General features: G+C 50.6%; 25 protein-coding genes, 2 tRNA genes and 1 pseudogene. 21 read left to right on the top strand and 7 right to left on the bottom strand.

Going from position 1 to position 23,502, the window contains the following annotated elements; genetic code table 11:
- The first annotated feature begins 518 nt into the window (after window positions 1-518).
- Entirely contained in the window at window positions 519-1,745 is a 1,227-nt protein-coding gene (gene tyrS / locus DWX59_RS26840; protein ID WP_117563217.1) for a tyrosine--tRNA ligase, read from the top strand.
- A 39-nt stretch (window positions 1,746-1,784) separates the two neighbouring features.
- Window positions 1,785-2,528, top strand: a complete 744-nt coding sequence (locus DWX59_RS26835; RefSeq protein ID WP_166460313.1) for a hypothetical protein — start codon at window positions 1,785-1,787, stop codon at window positions 2,526-2,528.
- A 135-nt stretch (window positions 2,529-2,663) separates the two neighbouring features.
- Here the strand turns inward: DWX59_RS26835 and DWX59_RS26830 are convergent, their stop codons facing one another.
- Window positions 2,664-4,163 carry a permease prefix domain 1-containing protein gene (locus DWX59_RS26830; protein WP_264469799.1) on the bottom strand — a complete coding sequence of 500 codons (1,500 nt, stop codon included), beginning with the start codon at window positions 4,161-4,163 and terminating at the stop codon, window positions 2,664-2,666.
- Window positions 4,156-4,488, bottom strand: a complete 333-nt coding sequence (locus DWX59_RS26825; RefSeq protein WP_117563215.1) for a PadR family transcriptional regulator — start codon at window positions 4,486-4,488, stop codon at window positions 4,156-4,158. The genes DWX59_RS26830 and DWX59_RS26825 overlap by 8 nt, the downstream gene beginning before the upstream one ends.
- Before the next feature lie 265 nt (window positions 4,489-4,753).
- On the opposite strand from DWX59_RS26825, the gene DWX59_RS26820 reads away from it, so the two are divergent.
- Window positions 4,754-5,284: a CarD family transcriptional regulator gene (locus DWX59_RS26820; RefSeq protein ID WP_117563214.1), complete on the top strand. Its 531-nt coding sequence runs from the start codon at window positions 4,754-4,756 to the stop codon at window positions 5,282-5,284.
- A 41-nt stretch (window positions 5,285-5,325) separates the two neighbouring features.
- Here the strand turns inward: DWX59_RS26820 and arcC are convergent, their stop codons facing one another.
- A complete protein-coding gene (arcC, locus tag DWX59_RS26815) occupies window positions 5,326-6,255 on the bottom strand; it encodes a carbamate kinase (protein ID WP_117563213.1) in 930 nt (309 codons plus the stop codon).
- A gap of 158 nt (window positions 6,256-6,413) precedes the next feature.
- On the opposite strand from arcC, the gene DWX59_RS26810 reads away from it, so the two are divergent.
- Both DWX59_RS26810 and DWX59_RS26805 read left to right on the top strand, forming a co-directional pair.
- On the top strand, window positions 6,414-6,866 hold the full coding sequence (locus DWX59_RS26810) for a CPBP family intramembrane glutamic endopeptidase (RefSeq protein ID WP_117563212.1): 453 nt from the start codon (window positions 6,414-6,416) through the stop codon (window positions 6,864-6,866).
- A gap of 52 nt (window positions 6,867-6,918) precedes the next feature.
- On the top strand, window positions 6,919-7,938 hold the full coding sequence (locus DWX59_RS26805; protein WP_117563211.1) for a glycosyltransferase family 2 protein: 1,020 nt from the start codon (window positions 6,919-6,921) through the stop codon (window positions 7,936-7,938).
- A gap of 102 nt (window positions 7,939-8,040) precedes the next feature.
- Here the strand turns inward: DWX59_RS26805 and DWX59_RS26800 are convergent, their stop codons facing one another.
- Window positions 8,041-8,706: a phosphatase PAP2 family protein gene (locus tag DWX59_RS26800; protein WP_117563210.1), complete on the bottom strand. Its 666-nt coding sequence runs from the start codon at window positions 8,704-8,706 to the stop codon at window positions 8,041-8,043.
- Between the two features lie 243 nt (window positions 8,707-8,949).
- On the opposite strand from DWX59_RS26800, the gene DWX59_RS26795 reads away from it, so the two are divergent.
- The 7 genes from DWX59_RS26795 to DWX59_RS26765 all read left to right on the top strand — a co-directional run bounded on the left by DWX59_RS26795 (window position 8,950) and on the right by DWX59_RS26765 (window position 15,147).
- Window positions 8,950-9,804 (top strand): MurR/RpiR family transcriptional regulator, encoded by an 855-nt coding sequence (locus tag DWX59_RS26795; protein ID WP_117563209.1) that lies wholly within the window; start codon window positions 8,950-8,952, stop codon window positions 9,802-9,804.
- A 215-nt stretch (window positions 9,805-10,019) separates the two neighbouring features.
- Window positions 10,020-10,922, top strand: coding sequence for a 1-phosphofructokinase (pfkB, locus tag DWX59_RS26790; protein WP_117563208.1), 903 nt, complete (start codon window positions 10,020-10,022; stop codon window positions 10,920-10,922).
- 22 nt (window positions 10,923-10,944) lie between these two features.
- On the top strand, window positions 10,945-12,954 hold the full coding sequence (locus tag DWX59_RS26785; protein ID WP_117563207.1) for a PTS fructose transporter subunit IIABC: 2,010 nt from the start codon (window positions 10,945-10,947) through the stop codon (window positions 12,952-12,954).
- A gap of 159 nt (window positions 12,955-13,113) precedes the next feature.
- Window positions 13,114-13,587, top strand: a complete 474-nt coding sequence (gene bcp, locus DWX59_RS26780; protein WP_117563206.1) for a thioredoxin-dependent thiol peroxidase — start codon at window positions 13,114-13,116, stop codon at window positions 13,585-13,587.
- A 206-nt stretch (window positions 13,588-13,793) separates the two neighbouring features.
- Window positions 13,794-13,976: a hypothetical protein gene (locus DWX59_RS26775; RefSeq protein ID WP_117563205.1), complete on the top strand. Its 183-nt coding sequence runs from the start codon at window positions 13,794-13,796 to the stop codon at window positions 13,974-13,976.
- Between the two features lie 178 nt (window positions 13,977-14,154).
- Window positions 14,155-14,505: a hypothetical protein gene (locus tag DWX59_RS26770; RefSeq protein WP_117563204.1), complete on the top strand. Its 351-nt coding sequence runs from the start codon at window positions 14,155-14,157 to the stop codon at window positions 14,503-14,505.
- A 99-nt stretch (window positions 14,506-14,604) separates the two neighbouring features.
- Window positions 14,605-15,147: a hypothetical protein gene (locus DWX59_RS26765; protein WP_117563203.1), complete on the top strand. Its 543-nt coding sequence runs from the start codon at window positions 14,605-14,607 to the stop codon at window positions 15,145-15,147.
- A 62-nt stretch (window positions 15,148-15,209) separates the two neighbouring features.
- Here DWX59_RS26765 and DWX59_RS26760 read toward each other — a convergent pair whose 3' ends face one another.
- The 3 genes from DWX59_RS26760 to DWX59_RS26750 form a co-directional block, all read right to left on the bottom strand.
- The gene (locus tag DWX59_RS26760; RefSeq protein ID WP_166460312.1) at window positions 15,210-15,623 is read right to left on the bottom strand and encodes an EamA family transporter; all 414 of its coding nucleotides are present in this window, start codon (window positions 15,621-15,623) and stop codon (window positions 15,210-15,212) included.
- A 144-nt stretch (window positions 15,624-15,767) separates the two neighbouring features.
- Window positions 15,768-15,841 (bottom strand) — tRNA-Met (locus tag DWX59_RS26755).
- 21 nt (window positions 15,842-15,862) lie between these two features.
- A tRNA-Val gene (locus tag DWX59_RS26750) sits at window positions 15,863-15,935 on the bottom strand.
- A 191-nt stretch (window positions 15,936-16,126) separates the two neighbouring features.
- Between DWX59_RS26750 and DWX59_RS26745 the strand changes: the two genes are divergently transcribed.
- The 9 genes and pseudogenes from DWX59_RS26745 to DWX59_RS26705 all read left to right on the top strand — a co-directional run bounded on the left by DWX59_RS26745 (window position 16,127) and on the right by DWX59_RS26705 (window position 23,498).
- Window positions 16,127-17,053 carry a diacylglycerol/lipid kinase family protein gene (locus tag DWX59_RS26745; RefSeq protein WP_117563202.1) on the top strand — a complete coding sequence of 309 codons (927 nt, stop codon included), beginning with the start codon at window positions 16,127-16,129 and terminating at the stop codon, window positions 17,051-17,053.
- Between the two features lie 165 nt (window positions 17,054-17,218).
- Complete coding sequence (gene ispF / locus DWX59_RS26740) at window positions 17,219-17,761, top strand: 2-C-methyl-D-erythritol 2,4-cyclodiphosphate synthase (RefSeq protein WP_117563201.1); 543 nt, start codon at window positions 17,219-17,221, stop codon at window positions 17,759-17,761.
- Between the two features lie 72 nt (window positions 17,762-17,833).
- The gene (gene cysS / locus DWX59_RS26735) at window positions 17,834-19,243 is read left to right on the top strand and encodes a cysteine--tRNA ligase (RefSeq protein ID WP_117563200.1); all 1,410 of its coding nucleotides are present in this window, start codon (window positions 17,834-17,836) and stop codon (window positions 19,241-19,243) included.
- Window positions 19,228-19,683: pseudogene (locus tag DWX59_RS26730) on the top strand (Mini-ribonuclease 3); the annotation flags it as partial. The gene cysS and the pseudogene DWX59_RS26730, both read left to right, overlap by 16 nt.
- 140 nt (window positions 19,684-19,823) lie before the next feature.
- Complete coding sequence (gene rlmB / locus DWX59_RS26725; protein WP_117563198.1) at window positions 19,824-20,567, top strand: 23S rRNA (guanosine(2251)-2'-O)-methyltransferase RlmB; 744 nt, start codon at window positions 19,824-19,826, stop codon at window positions 20,565-20,567.
- Between the two features lie 34 nt (window positions 20,568-20,601).
- A complete protein-coding gene (locus tag DWX59_RS26720; protein WP_117563239.1) occupies window positions 20,602-21,570 on the top strand; it encodes a transglutaminase-like domain-containing protein in 969 nt (322 codons plus the stop codon).
- A gap of 15 nt (window positions 21,571-21,585) precedes the next feature.
- Window positions 21,586-22,644: a type II secretion system F family protein gene (locus DWX59_RS26715; protein WP_117563197.1), complete on the top strand. Its 1,059-nt coding sequence runs from the start codon at window positions 21,586-21,588 to the stop codon at window positions 22,642-22,644.
- A 12-nt stretch (window positions 22,645-22,656) separates the two neighbouring features.
- Complete coding sequence (locus DWX59_RS26710; protein ID WP_117563196.1) at window positions 22,657-23,001, top strand: hypothetical protein; 345 nt, start codon at window positions 22,657-22,659, stop codon at window positions 22,999-23,001.
- Complete coding sequence (locus tag DWX59_RS26705) at window positions 22,998-23,498, top strand: DUF4860 domain-containing protein (RefSeq protein ID WP_117563195.1); 501 nt, start codon at window positions 22,998-23,000, stop codon at window positions 23,496-23,498. Before DWX59_RS26710 ends, DWX59_RS26705 begins: the two co-directional genes overlap by 4 nt.
- Window positions 23,499-23,502 lie beyond the last annotated feature (4 nt).

The raw sequence follows: 23,502 nt of genomic DNA, 5'->3' as shown, positions 1-23,502 counted from the left end.
TTGGATGAAAACAGAAAGAACAGAAAGAAACGAAGAACAGAAAGAAACCTTAGGATAAAAACAGACAGGGGCTTGACAAAACAGCCGGACCTGTCTATAATGGGGATAATTTCATGAATTGGCTATGACGGGAACAAGTAATGATCTGCAAAAGCATACAGAAAGCAGCCGGGTGATGAGAGGCGCATGGAAAGCAGGTCATGAATACATCTTAGAGCTTCACACCCAACGGCGGATGCCCAGTAGGCTGTGACGGGTCCTGCACACGTTATCGTGCTAGAGTATTCAGGAGAAGCATGCGCTCCAGTACTCGAAGAGGCGGGCAGCGCGAGCTGTCTGTAAACATCAGGTGGTAACACGGAGTCCAGGCTTCGTCCTTTTGAAAGGGACGGGGCTTTTTTGTTTTTGATCACGGAAGCGCCGCGGACGCCGCCTGATAGAAAAACGTAAGAATCAAGCCCTTGCATGAAACTGGAAATATGTTAAAATATTTAGAGTAGGAAGAGGAGAGAACAACCATGCAGATTTACGAAGAATTAGTTGCCAGGGGATTGATTGCCCAGGTGACGAATGAAGAAGAGATTAAGAAGATGGTCAATGAAGGAAAAGCTGTTTTCTATATTGGCTTCGATCCTACGGCTGACAGTCTTCATGTAGGGCATTTCATGGCACTGTGCCTGATGAAACGCCTTCAGATGGCAGGCAATAGGCCCATTGCCCTCATTGGCGGAGGCACAGGTATGGTGGGCGACCCTTCAGGCCGTTCCGACATGCGTACCATGATGACACCGGAGATCATCCAGCACAACTGCGATTGTTTTAAGAAGCAGATGAGCCGCTTTATTGATTTTTCCGAAGGCAAGGCCATGATGGTCAACAATGCCGAGTGGCTGATGGGGTTGAATTACATTGATTTCCTCAGGGAAGTAGGACCTCATTTCTCTGTTAACAATATGCTGAGGGCGGAATGTTATAAGCAGAGGATGGAGAAGGGCTTAAGCTTTTTGGAATTCAACTACATGATCATGCAGAGTTACGATTTCTATGAGCTGTTTCTGCGCTATGGCTGCAACATGCAGTTTGGCGGGGATGACCAGTGGAGCAATATGCTGGGCGGTACGGAGTTAATCCGCCGCAAGCTGGGCAAGGACGCACATGCCATGACCATTACCCTGCTGCTGAACTCCGAAGGCAAGAAGATGGGCAAGACACAGTCAGGCGCGGTATGGCTGGATCCCAACAAGACCACTCCGTTTGAGTTTTACCAGTACTGGAGGAACGTGGCGGATGCGGACGTGCTTAAGTGCATGCGTATGCTGACATTCCTTCCGATTGAACAGATAGACGAGATGGACCGGTGGGAAGGCAGCCAGCTTAACCAGGCCAAGGAAATCCTTGCATTCGAGCTGACCAAGCTGGTACACGGCGAGGAGGAGGCTGCAAAGGCGCAGGAAGGCGCCAGGGCCCTGTTCGTGGCAGGCGGCAGCACTGCCAATATGCCTACATTTGAGCTTTCAGATGAAGATTTTGCGGACGGCTCCATTGATATTCTGGGCGTGCTTCAGAAGTCCGGACTCTGCGCTTCACGTTCCGAGGCAAGAAGGAATGTGGAACAGGGCGGTGTGTCCGTGGATGGCAGCCCGGTAAAGGATATCAAGGCAGCATTTGCAAAAGACCGGTTTGCCGGAGACGGCATGGTATTTAAGCGGGGCAAGAAGAACTTCATGAAGGTTGTTGTCAGATAATAATCCTGCGGAGTCAGAAGATTGAGAGGAGGGTACCGGATGAGGATGATCAGACCGGTCCGGCAGCTGGGAGCCATTGTAGCTGCAGCTGTCCTTAGTATAGGTTCTGTATTTGTATCAGAAGCAGCAGCCGTAATGCCTGATGTGCCTGTGACCATGCATATGGATCTTAACAGCAGGAAGACTTCCATATACGATGGTTACTCGTCCTATGTGCTTGGCTACAGGGCTTCGGAAGAAGATACATTCACGGTTACAAAAGACAAGAACGACATCAATCTGGATGATGTGACAATGAATTATTATTTAATCACCTATGACGGTGAGACCCAGAAATATCTGGAATGCACGGTTACAGGACTTAAGGAAGGGACCCATTATCCCATTGTGCGTCCTGAGACAGTGGAACGGGAGAAAAATGCAGGCGGTCTTTATGATACCCTGGACCGATGTTATGTAGTGGAGTTCCGTTATGGGGATGCCAGGACAAACCTGTATTTTTCCATATTGCCGGAGAGCGACATGAACGCGTACCGCAACATCCTGCTGGGCAAGTGGATAAAAGAAAGCAAGGGCTGGAAGTACGAATATCAGGGAGAGAATCTTACTTCCTGGGCCCTGGTGAATGACAACTGGTACTATTTCGGCACGGATGGCTATATGAAGACGGGATGGCAGGAATACAAGGGTGACTGGTATTACCTGAACCCGGATGACGGCGTGATGCGTGTGGATTGTACCATTGACGGATACCGGCTGGACAGGAGCGGGAAGCGGATTTAAGACCAGACAGGATATTTGGCGGATGGAGCGCAATGGCTGCTTTTGTGATGCAGCCATGATAACATAAAAGGCAGGGGTGGATTTTTGCTTGGATGCAGGAATCCACCCCTGTTTTTATTGTTTCTGACGGCGCGCCTATCCTTCCGCGTTCCTTAAATCCCAGATCCCATCATCCACCACCCGGTCAAACCGGTAGGCCGAAACAATCATTCCCAGTAACAGCATATTGGCCAGGATGCTCATCCGTCCCTCTGAAATCAGGGGCAGGTTGGAGAATGAGGCATACTGGTATCCAAGATTCCCAAGGAGGTACAGGACTCCTTGCCAAAGCAGGCACTGACCGCAGCAGAATGCAAGGGAGGAAGCCAGTTTTCCGCGTATCCTGGCGATGCAGGAGAACAGGAGAAGGTAGAACAGGGCCATTGCCCCAATCAGGACCAGCCCGGGCAGCCAGCCGAACAAAAGGATACACACAGCGATGACATAATTGTTGTAATAGTGCTGTGGAAGGATATCCTGCAGGGTTACGTTTTCCGCATTGTAGTGGATGTACCGGGGCGTGCTTCCTGGTTCCCACTCCCCATAAGACTCAAACAACTGCCGGTTGGAGGTATTTCCCGTAGCGTCAATACCGATCCTTCGTGGATTGCGGGAGGCAAAGTACCATGCGCCGGTCCCATAATCCATCATTTCCTCCGGGGAAAGCACGATTCCATGGGTGAGCGGGGTTTTGGCAATGAGCCGGCGGATGAGGATTCCATTGTATGTATCATCCCAGGTGCTGCTGATTGCTGACTGGGGTGAAAGGAAGGCCTGTATGCTGCCGCGGCCCTGGGCTGTCAGGAAAAGAGGGCTTGAGAGCAGTGCCAGACCGGCCAGTACGCCGGCATAAAGCTTTCTTTTGCTGCCCTGCAGGATCTTACGGTGAATCATGAAGCAGACCGTGCAGGTCATGGTCAGGATGAAAATAAGCGCAGCGGTCCCACCTTCATACAACAGGGAAAAATACATTGACATTGCCCACAGGCCGGCACATGTAAATAACGCGGCCAGGACATGTTTCCTGTACTGCCGGCAGCCATATAATAGTACGAGGGCCACAGGGGCAAACAGCATGGTGGCAAAATAAGTGATATTTCCTATATTGAAGTACCTGCCGTTTATGTGTGTGTAAATGATTTCATGGGCCTGGACCACCAGATACAGGAAGGGGATGGCAAAGGCCAGGACCCTGCGGCAGCGGATGAGCAGGGGATATCCTTTTAAGGCTGTTATGACAAGGAGGATTCCCCCCGGAATATAACATAGGGCTCCATTGGCTGCCTGCTGATGCGTCCACCCCATGAAACCGGAACAGGCGGCTGCAAAGCCGGTCAGGAAGAGCAGGGCGGTGACGATGGAAAGCAGCGGGGATCCCTGGATTCGGTGGATTTCATTCAGCTCTGTGCCAATGGCAACAGCATCCCCCATGCAGGCCAGTGCTTTGGCGGCTGCATCGGAGGCGGACAATCCAAGGGATTCATATTCCTCAACCCGGTCCTCTATATGGGAACTCAGTTCCTGGCGGATGGAAGGGCGCAGGGGCTTGTAGGAAATCTGGTCGGTTATTTCATCCAGGAATCGTTCCTTATCCAAAAAGAACACCTCCCATCACCTGGTTGACAGCGGTTTCATAGACCCGCCATTCCTTTTCTTTTTCAACTAACAGTTTCCGGCCGTGGGCTGTGACGGCATAGTATTTGCGGATTCTGCCGTTGTCCGCCAGCTGCCGGGACGTGGAGACCGCGCCCTGCTGCTCCAGCGCGTGAAGGACAGGATAGAGGGTGCCTTCATGTAGCCTGAATACGTTCTGGCTCTGCTGCTCCAGTTCCCGGATGATCTGGTACCCGTACATGCTCTGCCGGTCAAGAAGCTTAAGGACCAGCATGGAAGTGGCAAGGGCCATGTAGCGTTTGTCCATGGTATGACCTCCTTTGATGATGATAAATGATTTAAATAGCATAGATAATCTATGTATATAAGGTATTATACATAGATTACATAGGTATGTCAAGAACAGGATAATGTTGTAATTATGCACAAACCTTCAGCGGACCATATATGACATAATCCACGAAAATAATGGCTTCTGCAAAAAACACCTGACATCGACAAAATTTTAATGTTAAAATAGTATTATAAAATCAGGGCGTGTTAACACGACCCGGGGAAGCGGGCGTTAAAGTATGTTTGAGAAAGGCCAATATATCATTTATGGAATCAGGGGAGTCTGTGAAGTCATGGATATTAAAGTGATAGACAGGCCTGGCGGGCCAAAGGGCAAGCTTTATTATGAGCTGAGGCCTTATTATCATCAGGACTGTAAGATCGTCACGCCTGTGGATTCGGACAAGACTGTCATAAGGCCGCTCCTTACCAGGGATGAGGCCCTTTGCCTGATTGACAGGATCCAGGGCGTGAAGGAAATGGAAGTGACGCAAGACAAGCAGAGGGAAGAGCGGTACAAGGAAGCCCTTAAGACCTGCGACTGCCATGTGTGGGTCAGCATGATCAAGGCGCTGTACCTGCGGCGGCAGGACAGGACCAGGCAGGGCAAGAAGATGACGGACCTGGACGAGCGGTATTTTAAGACGGCTGAGGAAAACCTGTATTCAGAGCTTGCATTGTCCCTTGAAATACCCAGGGAAAAGGTGGCGGATTATATTAAGTCCCGGGTGTCGGACGGGGAACAGGCATGGGAAGGGAATCCAGGATAAAAAAGGGGGATTGCAGGTGATGCAATCCCTCTTAATATATCCTATTCAATAACCGTTCCGGCATTCCCCTTAAGGCTTTCCTTGGCCTTGTCCAGGGTGGTGATGATGGCCTTGCGGCCTTTTCCGCTTTCCAGGAAACTGATGGATGCGGATATCTTTGGCAGCATGGATGCGAATTCAAACTGGCCCTGGCTGATATAATCCTTTGCCTGGTCAATGCTCATGCGCTTTATGGGCTGTTCATCCTTGGTGCCGTAATTAAGGGTTACATTGTCAACGCTGGTGAGTATCATCATCACATCCGCGTCAATCTCCTTGGCCAGAAGCCCGGTTGCAAGGTCCTTCTCGATGATGGCGCTGGCGCCCCTTAAGTTGTAGCCCTGCTCCATGACAGGGATTCCGCCGCCGCCGCATGCAATGACAATCTGGTCAGCGTCCATCAGCGCCTTGATGGCGTCAATCTCCACAATGGCAACCGGGTGCGGGGAGGCCACAATCCTGCGGTATCCGCCTCCCACTTCCTTAACATGGTTGCCTTTGGCTTCTTCTTCCTCTGCTTCTTCCTTTGTCATGACGCGTCCAACTACCTTGACCGGTGTATAGAAGGCCTCGTCATAGGGGTCCACGGTAACCTGGGTCAGTACCGTGCAGACCGGTTTATAAATGCCGCGCTTAATCAGTTCGGCGCGGATGCCGTTCTGAAGGTCGTATCCCACATATCCCTGGCTCATGGCCGAGCACACGGACATGGGCGCCTTGCTGTATCCATCATGCTGTTTGCCGAATTCATTCATGGCAGTGTGGATCATGCCTACCTGGGGAGCGTTGCTGTGTACGATGGCTACCTGCCAGCCTTCCTGGATAAAGTCCGCAATGACCTTTGCGGTCCTGGCCACGGCAGCCTTCTGCTCCGGAAGATTGGTTCCCAAATCTTTGTGGCCAATGGCCAATACAATGCGTTTTTTTGCCATAATCCATACCTCGCTTGTCTCTTAATTGTCATATAAATTAAGTTAATTATAGGTGAAACTGGGAAAAAATGCAATGAAAAGAGAGTAAAATATGGTGGCAAAAACAATACAGTCATGCTATACTGTCAGCAGAATGGGAACAGGAAGATAAGGGACATATGAAGGATGGAAGGAAGCTGCTGCCGGACGGGTGGCGGCTGCGTATTGGAGTGACAATGGCCGCAGCCCTTGCCGGCAACCTGCTGGTGAGGGTTGTTCCGTGGCCGGCAGGGAGCCTGGCTGCCTTTGAGGCTGCCATGAAACCGGCGGCAGAGCGGCCGTCCGCATTTTTAATGGTAACGCTGTTTACCGCGCCGTTGGCAGAGGAACTTCTGTTCCGGGCGTTCCTGTACAGCTGGCTCAGACAGTGTACGGGATTCTGGTTATCCGCTGTCCTGTCATCCCTGGCATTTGGATTATATCACGGAAACTGGGTGCAGGGAACGTATGCGTTTATTTTAGGCATGGTATTGGCATGGGGATATGAGACCAGTGGATACCGGAAGTATCCCATGGCCGTACTGATGCACTGGGCTGCCAACCTGACGGCCCTGGCAGTATTCGGATCCTGAAGAAGGCGCCGGAAGGAAAGGCGCTGATTGCTTGTGATGAGGAGGAGAAAAAGTGAAGTTATTATCCGTGGCAATACCCTGCTATAACTCGGAGAGTTATATGGAACATTGTATCAATACCCTGCTTACGGGCGGGGAGGAGGTGGAGATCATCATTGTGGATGATGGCTCTGCCAAGGACAGGACAGCAGAGATTGCGGATGAATATGCGGGGAGATACCCGACCATCTGCCGGGCAATCCACCAGGAGAACGGGGGGCATGGCGAGGCAGTGAATACCGGTCTTAGGAATGCCACCGGAATCTTTTTTAAGGTGGTGGACAGCGATGACTGGGTGAATGAGGAGGCCTTTCAGGAAGTACTTGAAACCCTGCGCCGTTTTGTGTACGGGGAAGAGACCCTGGACATGCTGGTTACCAACTTTGTGTATGAGAAACAGGGGGCAAAACGCAAGAAGGTCATGAAGTACAACACCGCGTTTCCAAAGGAGAAGGTCTTTGGATGGGATGACGTTAAATTCTTCATGACAGGCCAGTACATACTGATGCATTCCGTCATATACAGGACAGGGCTTTTAAGGCAGTGCGGACTGGAACTGCCAAAGCATACATTTTATGTGGACAACATTTTCGTGTACCAGCCATTGCCTCATGTGAAACATATTTATTATCTGGATGTGAATTTCTACCGGTATTTTATCGGAAGACAGGACCAGTCCGTGAATGAGACGGTGATGATCGGGAGGATTGACCAGCAGCTTCTTGTGACCAAGCTGATGCTGGGATACTACGATGTGATGAAAATCAGCAGCAGGAAGCTGCGCCATTATATGACCCAGTATCTGGAAATCATGATGACCGTGTCCTCGGTCCTGGCCATTAAGTCAGGGACAGAGGAGAATCTGGAGAAGAAAAAGGAACTATGGCAGTACCTGAAGAAAATGAACCTGCCGCTGTACCTGCGCATGCGCCTGGGGTTTTTGGGGCAGGGCTGCAACCTTCCGGGTAAAGGCGGGCGGAAGCTTCTGATCCTTGGGTATAAGATTACACAGAAATTTTATGGGTTTAACTGATTGAACGGACAGCCGGCCTTGATTGGGGCCGGCTGTCCATGAACGGAAAAAGGGATGCTGAAAAACTGATGTGCCTTGGTTTTTCAGCATCCCTTTGTATTGTCAGCTCAGTGCCTTCTCCCTGACCTTCTTATCCTCTGCGGACCAGTTATATCCATAGACAATCCCGTAAATCACATAAGCCATGATGGCTGCCCCTATCATATCAATGACGGAGTGCTGTTTTAAGAACACGGTGGACAGGCAGATGGACACCATCAGTATGCCGGAACCGGCCCGCACCAGCCGGTGCTTCCTCAGCGCCGCGCTCTTCATGATGGCGATGTGGGTGCCGATGGAGTTGTACACATGTATGCTTGGGAACACATTGGTTGGCGTATCGGTCCTGTAAAGGGCGGCCACCATGCTGGTAAACACATTCTTTCCAGGATCCAGCGCGGGCCTGAAGTCCGTGCCATTGCGGAAAAAGGTGCAGATGATCAGGCTGATGGTCATTCCTGAGAACAGGAAGGTGCAGATCCTGTAAAAATCCTCCTTGCTGGTCAGCAGGAAATAAAGAATGGCGCCTGCCACGTATAAAAACCACATCATATAGGGAACAATAAAATATTCGTTAAATGGAATGAAGTCGTCCAGTGCCACATGCATGACATGATAGTTGCGGGTGACTGCCTTTTCCAGGTAACAGAACCAGGGGATATAGATGAATGAGTAGGACAATATCCACGCGTGCCTGTACTTGTAAAGAAATGCTTTTATACTGTTCATAGTATCAGCCTCTTTCTCTGTTTGAAAAAATAAATATCACAAAAATGTAAAGAAAGTGTTAAAAATATCTCAACGTTCTGAGATTATAGCACACTGAAATTAGAATTACAAGGGGCTTCCAAAAAAGTTAATAAACCTTTAGAAAGCTTTATAATATATGCCCATAAACAGCTTTTAATTTTAAATTTTATGTGCTATATTTAATCTATGAAATAAATTTACACAGAATGGACGGAATGTGATATGGGAGAGACACGAAGCGCGCTGGGAGTCATCTGCTCCTCCTATGACGGATTTTTTGAAGCAGAAAAAAAGATAGCGGATTATATGATGGAGCATAAGGCGGAAGTGGTGGATATGACGGTGGGGGAACTGGCCAAGGCCAGCGGTACCAGCGACGCCACGGTGTCGCGTTTTTGCAGGCGGTGCGGGTTTAAGGGGTTCCACAGCCTGAAGCTGGCCCTGGCCAGGGAGGTGCTGGAGGAAGAACGTGGTGACGTCAATGTTTCCAATGACATAGACAGGCATGACCTGTCCCAGTCTTTGCAGAACATCCTTGCCAATAAGGTGGCGGAACTGACCGAGACAGTGAACATGATGGATCCGGAGAACCTGGAGCAGATCCTTCACAAGCTGGAACACGCACGTATGGTACAGCTTGCGGCAGTGGGAAATACCATTCCCGTTGCCCTGGACGGCGCATTTAAGCTGAACCAGCTGGGGATTGCGGCGGTGGCAGGGGATATATGGGAGAGCCAGACCGCCTATACCTTTAATCTGGGGCCAGAGGATGTAATCCTCATCATATCCAATTCCGGCTCATCCAAGCGTCTCATGACCCTGGCACAGGGGGCGAAGGAGAACGGGTGCACGGTCATACTGATTACCAACAACAGCAGTTCACCCCTGGCAGCCATATCAGATTACCGGATTGTCACTGCCACCAGGGAAAAGCTTCTGACAGAGGAGTTCTGGTTCTCAAGGGTAACGGCCACAGCGGTGGTGGAGATACTGTACCTGCTTTTGATGGCAGGAAAGACAGATGCGGTGGACCATATACGCCGCCATGAAAATGCCATATCACCGGATAAAAAGTGATTTGGGAATAATCGTAAATTCACAGAAGAGAAAATAGAAAAAATGCACAAAAAACAGGCGGCTTTTTACATGAATAGGCTGCCTGTTTGTATATTGTGATGAAAAACGAGAAGAAACATATTTTCTTATGAATAACTATTGACGAAAAAACGATATCGTATTATGATAAAGGTAACAAAGAAAATAATTTTCATGAAAAGAGAGGTAAGTGATATATGATTTACACAGTAACGTTCAATCCGGCACTGGATTATGTGGTAACCGTAAATCATTTCACACCGGGAAGGGTCAACCGGACAATCAGGGAAAACATCTTTTATGGAGGCAAGGGAATCAATGTATCAGCCCTTCTGGCCAATCTGGGGTATCAGAGCACGGCACTGGGGTTTGTGGCGGGATTCACCGGGGATGAGATTGAACGGGGCGTTAAGAAGCTTGGCTTTCAATCGGACTTCATTAAGGCAGAAAAGGGGATGTCCCGGATAAACGTGAAACTGAAATCAGATGAAGAAAGCGAAATCAACGGCATGGGCCCTGAGATAACGGCCGGGGATGTAAAGGCGCTTTTTGAAAAGCTGTCCCATCTGGAACAGGGGGATGTCCTGGTGCTTTCCGGAAGCATTCCGGCCTGCGTTGACGAGGATATCTACGAGCGCATCATGGAGATGCTTGACGGCCGGGGAATCCGGATTGTTGTGGATGCGGAAAAGGACCTTTTGCTGAATGTCCTGAAATACCATCCATTCCTGATCAAGCCCAATAACCATGAACTGGGGCAGATGTTCGGTGTCACGGCTGCCACGGATGAGGACATTGCAGCCTATGCAGGAAAGCTCCGGGAAATGGGAGCGGTCAACGTACTGGTATCCATGGCAAAGGACGGGGCAATCCTTGTGGCGGAGGATGGCAGTATTTACAGACAAGGCGTTGCCAGGGGGACGGTCAGGAACTCAGTGGGGGCCGGGGATTCCATGGTGGCCGGGTTCATTGCCGGGTACCTGGAAACAGGCGATTGCAGATATGCCCTGAAGCTGGGCACTGCATGCGGCGGAGCGACGGCATTTTCAGATGGAATCGGAACAAAGCAGGATATCATGGAACTCATGGAAACACTTTAATGAAACAGGAGGGGCGAGTTGTATGCGCATAACGGAATTATTAAAAAGAGAAAGTATTGAACTGGATGTTGCGGCTGATTCCAAGGAAGAGGCCATTGATAAGCTGGTATCCCTTATGGATGCAGGCGGACGCCTGAATGACAAGGCCGGATATAAAGAAGGGATCCTGGCCAGGGAAGCCCTTGGCAGTACTGCAATCGGCGAAGGGATTGCCATCCCCCATGCAAAGGTGGAAGCGGTAAAGGAACCCGGGCTGGCAGCCATGGTGGTGAAGGAGGGGGTGGACTATGAGGCATTTGACGGTTCCCTGGCCCATCTGCTGTTCATGATTGCGGCCCCGGCCGGCGGAGCGGACGTACACCTGGAGGCATTGTCCCGCCTGTCCACCCTTCTGATGAATCCGGGGTTTAAGGAGAATCTGATAAAGGCAAAGGATAAGGATGAATTCCTGAAGATCATTGACGAGGCAGAGGTTGCACGCTTTGGCGCTCCGGAGGGAGGGGAGACCAGGGAGGATGACCGGGCTTTTGCTGATCTGGACAGGGACGGTGAGGCGGATGGCGGTCCGGCCGGAGATGTCGTGGCGTCCGGCAAACAGGGCGGAAATGGCAGGGCGTCTGGCGGCTACCGCGTGCTTGCGGTCACTGCCTGCCCTACCGGCATTGCCCACACCTATATGGCTGCCGAGAACCTGGAGAACACGGGTAAGAAGCTGGGGATTGCGCTGAAGGCTGAGACCGACGGCTCCGGCGGCGCCCAGAATGTGCTCACAAGGGAAGAGATAGCTGCGGCTGATGCTATTATCATTGCGGCAGACAAGAACGTGGAGATGGCCCGGTTTGACGGGAAGCCGGTTATCATGGTTCCGGTTGCCGACGGTATCCACAAGGCGGAGGAGCTGGTTAACAGGGCTGTGAGCGGAACGGTTCCGGTTTACCGCCATACCGGTTCAGAAGGGGGATTGCCGGACAGCGGCAATGACAGCATGGGGCGTACCATTTACAAGCATCTGATGAATGGCGTATCCCATATGCTTCCATTTGTAATCGGAGGCGGCATCCTCATTGCACTGGCATTCCTTTTTGATGACTACTCCATTAATCCTTCCAACTTTGGTAAGAACACGCCTTTGGCAGCATACCTTAAGACCATTGGAGAGCAGGCCTTTGGCATGATGCTTCCCATCCTGGCCGGGTTCATTGCCATGAGTATTGCCGACCGGCCGGGACTGGCAGTGGGCCTCGTGGCCGGCATGATTGCAAAGATGGGCGCCACCTTTGCAAACCCGGCCGGCGGGGATGTGAACGCAGGATTCCTGGGAGCGCTGTTCGCGGGCTTTGTAAGCGGATATATCGTGGTTGGCCTGAGAAAGCTGTTTTCAAAACTGCCAAAATCCCTGGAAGGAATCAAACCGGTGCTTCTGTACCCGGTAATCGGGATATTCCTGGCAGCCGTTGTCACCACCTTCATAAACCCTTATATGGGAATGATAAATGACGGGCTGACCCATTTCCTGGGCGGCATGGGCGGCGCCAGCAGGGTTGTGCTTGGCATGGTACTGGGCGGCATGATGTCCATTGATATGGGGGGACCATTTAACAAGGCGGCCTACGTGTTCGGAACCGCCCAGCTGGCAGAGGGCAACTTCGAAGTCATGGCGGCCGTCATGGCAGGCGGAATGGTTCCGCCCATTGCAATCGCACTGTGCACCACTTTCTTTAAAAAGAAATTCACTGCAAAGGACCGTCAGTCCGGCATTGTAAACTATGTCATGGGACTGTCCTTCATAACGGAGGGAGCCATTCCCTTTGCCGCACAGGACCCGCTGCGCGTCATTCCGTCCTGTATCATCGGCTCTGCCCTGGCGGGCGGACTTTCCATGGCATTTGGATGCACACTGCGCGCCCCTCATGGCGGCATTTTCGTACTGCCGACCATCGGCAATCCGTTCATGTACCTGGCGGCCATTGTGGCGGGGGCGGCCGTGGGCTGCGTTATCCTTGGATTTCTTAAGAAGAATGTAAATGAATAAAGGGGAGTATTAGAGTTAATAGGCAGTTCCGGTGTCCTGGACCGGGCTGCCTGTTTTTATCCGGACCTATATTCTGCCTTGACAACTGGAGGGCAAGGGAATAATATGGATTTATATGTGGATTGCATATAGGACACAAAGTGCAGTAGGAGGAAAGACATGCTTGAAGTTGGAGTAAAGGCGCCGGATTTTACACTTAAGGATAAAGATGGGAAGGAAGTTGCCCTGTCCTCATTTAGAGGTAAGAAGGTGGTGCTGTATTTTTATCCGAAGGATAATACGCCGGGGTGCACCAGGCAGGCCTGTGCGTTTGCAGGTGCTTATGCCGGGTTTAAGGAGAGGAATGTGGAGGTTATAGGGGTGAGCAGGGACAGCGGGAAATCCCATGCAGGCTTTGCAGCCAAATATGGCCTGCCCTTCATCCTCCTGTCGGACCCGGAACTGACAGCCATCCAGGCTTATGATGTGTGGAAGGAAAAGAAACTTTATGGAAAGGTATCCATGGGTGTGGTCAGAAGCACATATGTGATTGATGAGGATGGCGTGATTGAAAAGGTGTTTGAAAAGGCAAAGCCAGATACAAATGCCCAGGAAATCCTGGATTATCTGGACGGGACAGCGCGGGAAGCTTAGGATTAGTTTGAAAATTGCTTTCCGTCAGCTGTGTCTGAAGCAGCCTTTCGGGGGGCATTACCTCCAGGGGCTGCTGTTTTTATACCCTGAAAGTCCATGCTATGTGCATATGTGCGCAAATATCCGATTGATTTCCAATGGTTGGGATTTTAGAATGATATGGAAATGTATGCGGGTGTATAAAAATTCTATATGGGGATGGTAAGATGCGGGAATCATATGTCATATATCAGTCAACAAAGGCAGCTGAGGATATGTTTACAGCCATGGAACTGTTTCCGGACAGCGCTGAGACGGACTGGGGTAAATTTATCAGTAATGAGAAGGCAAAGGTGAATCTGGACGTGGCCCTGATCCTGATAGCCATAGAAAAGGGGCCGTATCAATGATTGTAAACTTATCCACATGTAATTAACAAACCATCCACAGACTTATCCACAATATGAACCGGCCATACAGGGAATCAGCATCAGACAGGAAATGTGTGAACCATAAAACCTGCTGACCGGAATCATGCATGGGTAACGATGGAAGACGGGGGATGTGGAATCAAAAAGGGGAAAGGGTATGAGCAGGCTGGAAAAACGTATCAGGTATTTAAAGAGGGCATTATACATATATGGATCCATAACCGTGCTGTATTCGCTGTTTTGGGAATGGTCAATCGGAATAATCGGTTCTTTTAATCCATTTGAAATGATTGGAGGACAGCCGGTATGGTGCGGTTCGGCATGCGGCGTTATTTTCATCATGTTAGCAGGAGTCCCGGACAGGCTGCTGATTGAAAGCAGGAAATTATGCTTTTCATACATTATCATAGGCGCGCTGGGCATAGTGGGCTGCATACCGCTGGGAATGCTTTTAGGAACCACGGATGATGTCCTGCATGGGCCCATGAGGATGTTTTTTATTGTTTAGACAATAATATATATCATACCCTACCTGTTTATTTCTGTATTTTCTTTTTTGATTGCATCCGATGGGACCGAAGTGCCTGAGACCTGTCCGGAAGTAAGGATGACAAAGAAAAGGATATGTTCCAGGATTGCAGCTGTTTTTATAATGATATTAGGCGCAGGAATCACGTATCATGGGGCGGAACGTTATTATAAGCCTGAAAACATATCCAGCTGGAGCAGACATGCCATTTCCAATACCGGTGTATCGATGCTGATGCCGCCTGGAAAGAGGGCGCTTGGACCGGATGGGGAATATCCCGGCGTAAAAAAGGGGGTTTATGCCATCGGTGACAGGATTATGGTTTTCCTTTTTGAAAAGACAGATGACACCCCGGAAGACCCTGAGGAAAAAGGCCAGGTAATCACTCTGGATGAACAGGTATACACCAGGGATGGTATAGAGTATGCAAAATATATTACAAAAACCATTTATCCAGGTTCATCAAGACCGGATTATGGAATCTCAATTGAGTTCGAAGCGTATGGCAGGGAATATGCGGCCCTGGTCTGGTCCACGCGCTTTGATGAGGTTGTGAAGAAGGATATGGACCAGATACTGGATTCGCTGGAAGTGGATTTGGATGTACAGGGAAAGAAGTGATACATAAAAGTCAGATAGGGTCATGGATGGGGCTGACCCGTATCATTGCATGGCAGGTTTCTTTATAAAACCATGAACAGGGTGCCTGCTGTAATCAATATCATACCGATGATTGATTTGACGGTTATGCTTTCATGTAAGAAAACAAAAGCCAGTATGATGGTTATGACAACGCTTAATTTGTCAATAGGGACCACCTTTGATGCCTCCCCAATCTGTAATGCCCTGTAATAACAGAGCCAGGAGATGCCGGTGGCTATGCCTGACAGGATAAGGAAAATCCAGCTCTTTTTCGATATGCTTGCAATTCCTCCCTGTGAGTTTGTAAGAAATACCATTCCCCAGGCCATGATTACCGCAACCATGGTTCTCAGGGCGGTTGCAAGATTGGAATTCACGCCCTCTATTCCTATCTTTGCCAGAATCGAAGTCAATGCTGCGAATAGGGATGAAGCAAATGCAAAAAGAAGCCACATGATTTTTTCCTCCGTGTGAGGTATAAGATCGGTTTGCTGGTTTACTCTAATAATAACACCAATTCGTATGTGGGAATCCATGGATTTTTAAAAGCAAAATCCCTGACTCACTTGAATCATCAAGCGTTCAGGGGTTTCAGTTAGTAGCGGAAGGGAGATTCGAACTCTCGACACCACGGGTATGAACCGTGTGCTCTAGCCAACTGAGCTATTCCGCCATATTAAATTTTGATAGGTAGTGGGGCCTACAGGGCTCGAACCTGTGACCCTCTGCTTGTAAGGCAGATGCTCTCCCAGCTGAGCTAAGACCCCACAATCCGGGCTTCGCAGCAGCTCAATCGCGACTGCCTGTACAGTATATGATAAATTGTGGTAATTGTCAAGACTTTTTTAACTATTTTTTTTATAGAAATTTTCTTAGTGTTTTATATGGGATTATGGTATAATAATCGACAGATATTAGAAATTAATTAATACACTGGAAAGGACTCCGTATACCTCTCATGTATAACTTTATCGTAAACCCCAACGCGGGAAGCGGCAGAGGCATGAAGCTTTGGAAGGCCATGGCCCGCTATATGGATAATCATAATATAGAATATGAAGCTTTCCTGACAGAGGGGATTGGCGATGCCAGGCTCATTGCCAGGAGGCTGACCGATGGCGTCCGCGAACCGCGCTACATCATTGCGGTTGGCGGCGATGGGACCATGAATGAAGTCCTGGACGGCGTTTCTTTCCATGCGCCTTTAAGCCTTGGATATATACCTGCCGGGACGGGCAATGACCTGGCCCGAAGCCTTCATATGCCAAGGAGGGTGTTTAAGTGCCTGAAGAAGCAGCTGACGCCCAGGCATTTTACCATGATAGATTATGGCGTGCTTTCTTACGGGGATAGGGAAGTGTCACACCGGCGTTTCCTTGTAAGCGCGGGCATCGGTTACGATGCGTCCGTGTGCCAGGATGTATTGACGAGCGGGTGCAGCCGGCGTTTAAGCTGTATGGGATTGGGAAGACTTTCCTATATCATCTTCGGGATACGCCAGTTTTTCCGATGTAAGTCCTCCAAGGGCTACATCATACTGGACGGAGTGAAGAAGGTGGAGTTTAACAATATCCTTTTCATCTCATGCCACATACAGCCTTCAGAAGGCGGAGGCTTCCTGTTTGCGCCGGGAGCGGACGGCAGTGATGGAAAGATGAATATATGCGTGGTCAGCCATGCTGCCAAGGCAAGGATGATTCCGGTCCTGCTTTCAGCGCTCACAAGGCGTAAGGGAAAACAGAAGGGGGTGCGCAGTTTTGAGTGCAGGGAGATTGCCATCCACACAGAGGCAGCCCTTCCGGTCCACGCGGACGGCGAGTGCTGCGGCCTTCAGACGGATATCCAGGCGGGATGTATTGCCAGGAAGGTAAGGATGATGGTATAGTGGGTTGCGGTAAGGCTTTGTATCAGGTATGGCATATCAAGACAGGCCCCTGAACGAAGAAAATAAAAGCTTTATCGGTAACGGATCAGGGGACAGCAAGTATGGAAACAGGCATATAGTTTAAGAAGCGTATGATATTAACAAGCATATAATTAAGGAGAATCTATGAGAATCGGACAAGGATATGATGTTCATAGGCTGGCGGAGGACCGCAGCCTGATTCTGGGAGGCGTGACCATTCCCTATGAAAAGGGATTGCTGGGCCATTCAGATGCGGATGTGCTGGTCCACGCGGTGATGGATGCTCTTTTGGGGGCGGCCGCGCTGGGGGACATCGGACAGCATTTCCCGGATACGGACCCTGCATATAAAGGGATTTCCAGCATAGAACTGTTAAGAAGGGTAGGGGAACTTCTGGATGAGAAGGGGTATGTGATAGAGAATATCGATGCCACCATTATTGCCCAGAAGCCAAAGCTTGCACCGTACAGGCCGCAGATGGCGGCCAATATGGCAGAGGCCCTCCACCTGGATGCGGGCAGGGTCAGCGTCAAGGCCACCACGGAGGAGGGGCTTGGTTTTACAGGAACAGGGGAAGGGATTTCTTCTCAGGCAATTACCTTATTGACGGAACCGGCAGACTACTGTTATGATAATAAAATGATGTCTGAGGGCTGTAAAAGCTGTCCTGGCTGTGGCCGGGGATAAGGAAAAAGACATATAAAGGTTTAGGGAAATCAGGTAGATAAGAGAGAATTTATCCACGAGGAGAATAAGAGTATGAAGATATTTAACACACTGAGCAGAAGAAAAGAGGAGTTTGTGCCATTGACGCCAGGCGAGGTCAAGATGTATGTATGCGGACCCACGGTGTATAATCTGATTCACATCGGCAACGCGAGACCCATGATCGTATTTGATACGGTGCGCAGGTATTTTGAGTATAAGGGCTATGATGTGAAGTATGTATCCAATTTTACGGATGTGGATGATAAGATCATAAAGAAAGCCATTGAAGAGGGCGTGGACGCGGATACTGTCTCAAAGCGCTATATTGAGGAGTGCAAAAAGGACATGGCGGCCATGAATGTCAAGCCCGCCACGGTACATCCCCAGGCAACCCAGGAAATCTGCGGGATGCTGGAGATGATCCAGACCCTGATTGATAAGGGGCACGCATATGTGGCAAAGGACGGCACGGTTTATTTCAGGACCAATTCCTTTAAGGAGTACGGCAAGCTGTCCCATAAGAATCTGGATGAACTGCAGTCTGGTTTCCGCGAGATTAAGGTGACCGGCGAGGAAGGGAAGGAAGACCCAAGTGATTTCGTGCTGTGGAAGCCGAAAAAGGAAGGGGAGCCTTTCTGGGAGTCACCATGGTGCAACGGACGTCCGGGCTGGCATATTGAGTGCTCCGTCATGTCCAAACGCTATCTGGGCGAGCAGATTGACATCCATGCAGGAGGCGAGGACTTAATCTTTCCCCACCATGAGAATGAAATCGCACAGAGCGAGTGCGCCAACGACAAGCCCTTTGCAACCTACTGGATGCACAATGCGTTCCTTAACATTGACAACAGGAAAATGTCTAAATCCCTGGGCAATTTCTTTACGGTCCGTGAAATCAGTGAAAAGTATGATTTGCAGGTGCTGCGTTTCTTCATGCTCAGCGCCCATTACCGCAGCCCCCTTAACTTCAGCGCCGACCTGATGGAGGCGTCTAAGAACGGCCTGGAGCGTATCCTGACCTGTGTGGATAAGCTGAGGGACCTGGAAGCAAAGGCAGAGGGAGCGGTTGAAACCTGTGGGGAACAGGACAGCATGGAAGAGGCGGGCAGGCTTCTGGGCAGGTTTGAGGAAGCCATGGACGATGACTTCAATACCGCGGACGCCATATCGGTTGTCTTTGAACTGGTGAAGCTGGCTAATACCACGGCTGATGCTTCAAGTACCAAGGCGTATGTGTCTTTCCTTAAGAAAAACATCGAAAAGCTGTGCGATGTGCTGGGCATCATAACTGAGAAAAAGGAAGAAGTACTGGACAGCGACATTGAGGAAATGATTGCGGCCAGACAGCAGGCCAGAAAAGATAAGAATTTTGCACTGGCAGATGAAATCCGCGGAAAGCTTCTTGATATGGGCATTGTACTGGAAGATACCAGAGAGGGCGTAAAGTGGAAGAGAGTGTGACTTCAGTTGATTTCCTGACATATTATAAACAGTGTATGAAGCTTGAACCAGTGGACGTGAATATGTACTCGCCACTGGTTCTGGCCTATATTGGGGATGCGGTATATGAACTCATTATCCGATTCAGGGTTGTGAACCAGGGCAGCATGCAGGTGAATAAGATGCATAAGCGAAGCGCCGGACTGGTCAAGGCAGGCACCCAGGCAGCCCTTATAAGGGCCATTGAAGACCTGCTGACAGCGGAAGAACACGCCGTGTACAAACGGGGGCGCAATGCCAAATCCGTGACAACGGCCAAGAACGCATCGGTGATTGATTACCGGACCGCCACTGGTCTGGAAGCCCTGGCCGGCTGGCTGTTCCTTAAGGAACGCTATGACAGGCTGGTATATCTGGTGAGCCAGGGCCTGATAAGGCTGGGGGAACTGCCGGGCGGAGAAGATGGGCGCGACGGGGAAGATAAACCGGGTGGGGAAGATAAACCAGCCGCAGAGGATAAACCGGGCGGGGAAGATAAACCGGCCGCAGAGGATGAAACCGCCGCAGACACCATGGCCGGAAAAGAGACAGGAGACATGACATGAGATATGAAGAACTGACCATAGAGGGGCGCAATGCGGTGCTGGAGGCATTCCGTTCCGGCAAGACCATTGATAAGCTGTTCGTGCTGGACGGCTGTCAGGACGGACCGGTGCGCACCATTGTGAGGGAAGCCAAGAAACACGATACCATTCTGAATTATGTGTCCAGGGAGCGTCTGGACCAGATTTCAGAGACCGGTAAGCACCAGGGCGTGATTGCATATGCGGCGGCCTATGAGTACGCAGAGGTGGAGGATATGCTGAAAGCGGCAGAGGAGAAAGGGGAACCGCCATTCCTCATCCTGCTGGACGGCATAGAAGATCCCCATAACCTGGGCGCCATTATTAGGACAGCCAATCTGGCAGGCGCACACGGGGTCATCATCCCCAAGCGGAGGGCGGCAGGGCTTACGGCCACGGTTGCCAAGACATCCGCAGGAGCCCTTAACTATACCCCGGTGGCAAAGGTTACCAACCTGACAGCCACCATGGAGGACCTGAAGAAAAAGGGAATGTGGTTTGTCTGTGCGGACATGGGCGGCGATATAATGTATAAGGTGAACCTGAAAGGCCCTATCGGGCTTGTGGTTGGCAATGAGGGGGAAGGCGTGGGCAAGCTGGTCAGGGAGCACTGTGATATGACGGCCTCCATTCCCATGAAGGGTGATATTGACTCCCTGAATGCATCTGTGGCAGCCGGGGTGCTGGCGTATGAGATTGTGAGACAGCGCATGACGCCATAAGATTCCCCATAGGCAGGCAAGAGGTGAATTTATGATGAGATTGATACGTAAACCAGTTATGAAGTTAATGGCCGCCGTCACAGCCGGGATGATTGCAGCAGGCGGTTTCCCGGCCACCGCGGCATGGGCCCTGACCGGCAGGGACACGGTGGAGATAGAGGACGCCCGGGTGCCTTTATATAATAAGCCTGCGGGCAGTTATGTGCGCACGCCCATTGCCTCCGGAGTGACCACGTATAAGAACGAAAAAGCCACCCTGGATGCTTCCAATGTATCAGAGGGCTACATCATGGTCAAGTACACTGGCAGCGTGGGAAAGATTAAAATCCAGATTACAAAAAGCGGCTCTGAGACCTATACATATGATTTGAATAATAGCGGCGTGTACGAGGTATTCCCGCTGTCCGAGGGCAGCGGCTCCTATCAGGTAAAGGTATTTGAGAATATCCAGGGCAACCAGTATTCCCAGGCCTTCAGCCAGTCCATTGACGCCAATATAACCAACCAGTTCGGTCCCTTCTTATATCCGAACCAGTATGTGAATTTTAACTCAGCCAGCGCTGCCGTGCAGACTGGCGCTGCCGTGGCAGCAGGCGCGGCGGACCAGATTGGCGTGGTAACGGATATTTACAATTATGTCATCAGCAATGTTACCTATGATACGGCCAAGGCCTCATCCGTGCAGTCGGGTTACCTTCCCAACGTGGACGTGGTGCTGGCACAGAAAAAGGGCATCTGTTTTGATTATGCTGCCCTGATGACAGCCATGCTGCGTTCCCAGGACATCCCCACCAAGCTGGTGGTTGGTTATACCGGCAACCTGTATCATGCCTGGATTAATGTTTATCTGGAAGGCCAGGGCTGGGTGGATAATGTGATTTATTTTGACGGCAACAGCTGGAAGCTGATGGATCCCACGTTTGCATCCTCCGGCGGCCAGAGCCAGGAAATCATGCAGTATATCGGCAATGGATCCAACTATAAGGCAAAATACAGTTATTAATGGGGAGGCAAAGAGATGGAAAAGCAAGGCGGGGCCTATTACCGCTATTCCTACCGGGAGCTGTCGGCTTTCTGCCTGCAGATTTCCCTTCTTCTGGAATCAGCGGTACCCCTGGACGAGGGGCTTGCCATCATGGCAGAGGATGCGGCTGATAAAAAGGAAAAGGACATGCTGCTGTACATGGCAGAGGGCGTGGAACTGGGGGACCCGTTTTTCAAGGTCCTGGAGGACACAAAGGTATTTCCGGATTATGTGGTTAAGATGGCCAAGCTGGGCCAGAGCACGGGAACCATGGACCAGATGATGAAATCCCTGTCCGTGTATTATGAAAAGGAATACCGGCTGATACAGGCTGTTAAGAATGCAGTGACCTACCCTGTCATGATGGTGGTCATGCTTCTGGTGGTGCTGTTTGTCCTGTTCACACGGGTCATGCCGGTGTTCAACAAGGTATATGAACAGCTGGGGGCGCAGATGTCGCCGGCGGCCCTGTCCGCCATCCGTCTGGGCGGCCTGTTCAGCGGCGCGGCCCTGATTGCGGCGGCCCTTTTGGGACTGCTGGCAGGCGGTATCTGGGCTGCATCCAGGTTCGGCAGGAAGTTCAGGTTTGTGGAGCGGTTCAATAATTACGTCAAATGCCGCAGCAGGATTGCGCTGGCAGTGGCCAACCGGCGTTTTACCGCGGTCCTTTCCCTGACCCTTAAAAGCGGGATGGAGCTGGAAAAGGGCATGGAGCTGGCCAGGGAACTGGTGGATAATGAAAAGGTGGCTGAGCGCATCAGCAGATGTTCGGAGCAGCTTCAGGCCGGGGAGGGGTATTACCAGTCCATGAAGGATACCGGGCTGTTCTCCGGCTTTTATATACAGATGATTAAGGTGGGAAGCAGGAGCGGCCATCTGGATCGTGTCATGGAGGAAATATCGGGTGATTATGAGGAAGCCGCCGATGCATCCATTGACAATATGATAGCCAGGTTCGAGCCCACCATTGTGGCGGTACTGGCAGTGTCCGTGGGCCTGGTGCTTCTGTCTGTCATGCTTCCTCTGGTGGGAGTATTATCCGCAATCGGATAGGGAGGCCGGATTATGAAGGTTCAGAACAGGAAAAAGGAAAAGAGCAGCATCTATGGCTACCTGCTGTCAGCGGCAGCCATGGCTGCTGTTATTGCAATATCTGCAGGAGCCATGATCAGTTTTGCAGGCAGGACCGGAAGCAGGGAGGAGGAAACCCTGAAAAAAGCGGTTACCCGGGCTTCGGTCCAGTGTTATGCCATTGAGGGGCGTTATCCGCCCAGCGTGGAATATCTGGAAGAGAATTACGGGGTACAGATTAACCGCAAAAAATACAATGTGTTTTATGATGGCTTTGCATCCAATGTAATGCCGGAGATTAACATCATACCCATAGAAGAGCAGGGGGCATCAGAATGATTCAGAAGACAGAGAAAAAAGGCCATATGACAAGTGTGCTTTTTACCATGCTGCTGTTTCTGGTATTTGTTTTGAGTGCCCTCTTTACCGTGCTGATTGGAAGCCGGGTATATGAGAACATTACGGTGCGCAGCGATGTAAGCTATACAGGCAATACGGCCCTCAGCTATATTGCCAACAAGGTGCGCCAGGGAGACCGGGCAGGCCTTGTGGACGTGGTGGACATAGACGGTATCCCTGTCCTTGAGATGAAGCAGGAAATCGGGGATTCAGAGTATGTCACCTGGATTTACTGGAAGGATGGGACCATCCGGGAGTTATTTACAGATACATCCAGCGGGTTGGGACTGGAGGACGGCCTGACCATACTGGAGTGCGGAGGGCTTGACCTGTCAAAGGACGGGCAGCTGCTTTGCATAGAAACACTTGGGGAAGGCGGAGGCGCTGTGAGCTTATCCTTAAGGCTCTTTGTCAATAGTTGGGGTGGGATTTGTTAAAATC

Origin of the sequence: Enterocloster aldenensis (assembly GCF_003434055.1) — a bacterium.
In the GTDB taxonomy this organism is placed as follows: Bacteria; Bacillota; Clostridia; order Lachnospirales; family Lachnospiraceae; genus Enterocloster; species Enterocloster aldenensis.
This window is presented reverse-complemented; position numbering and strand designations above follow the sequence as displayed.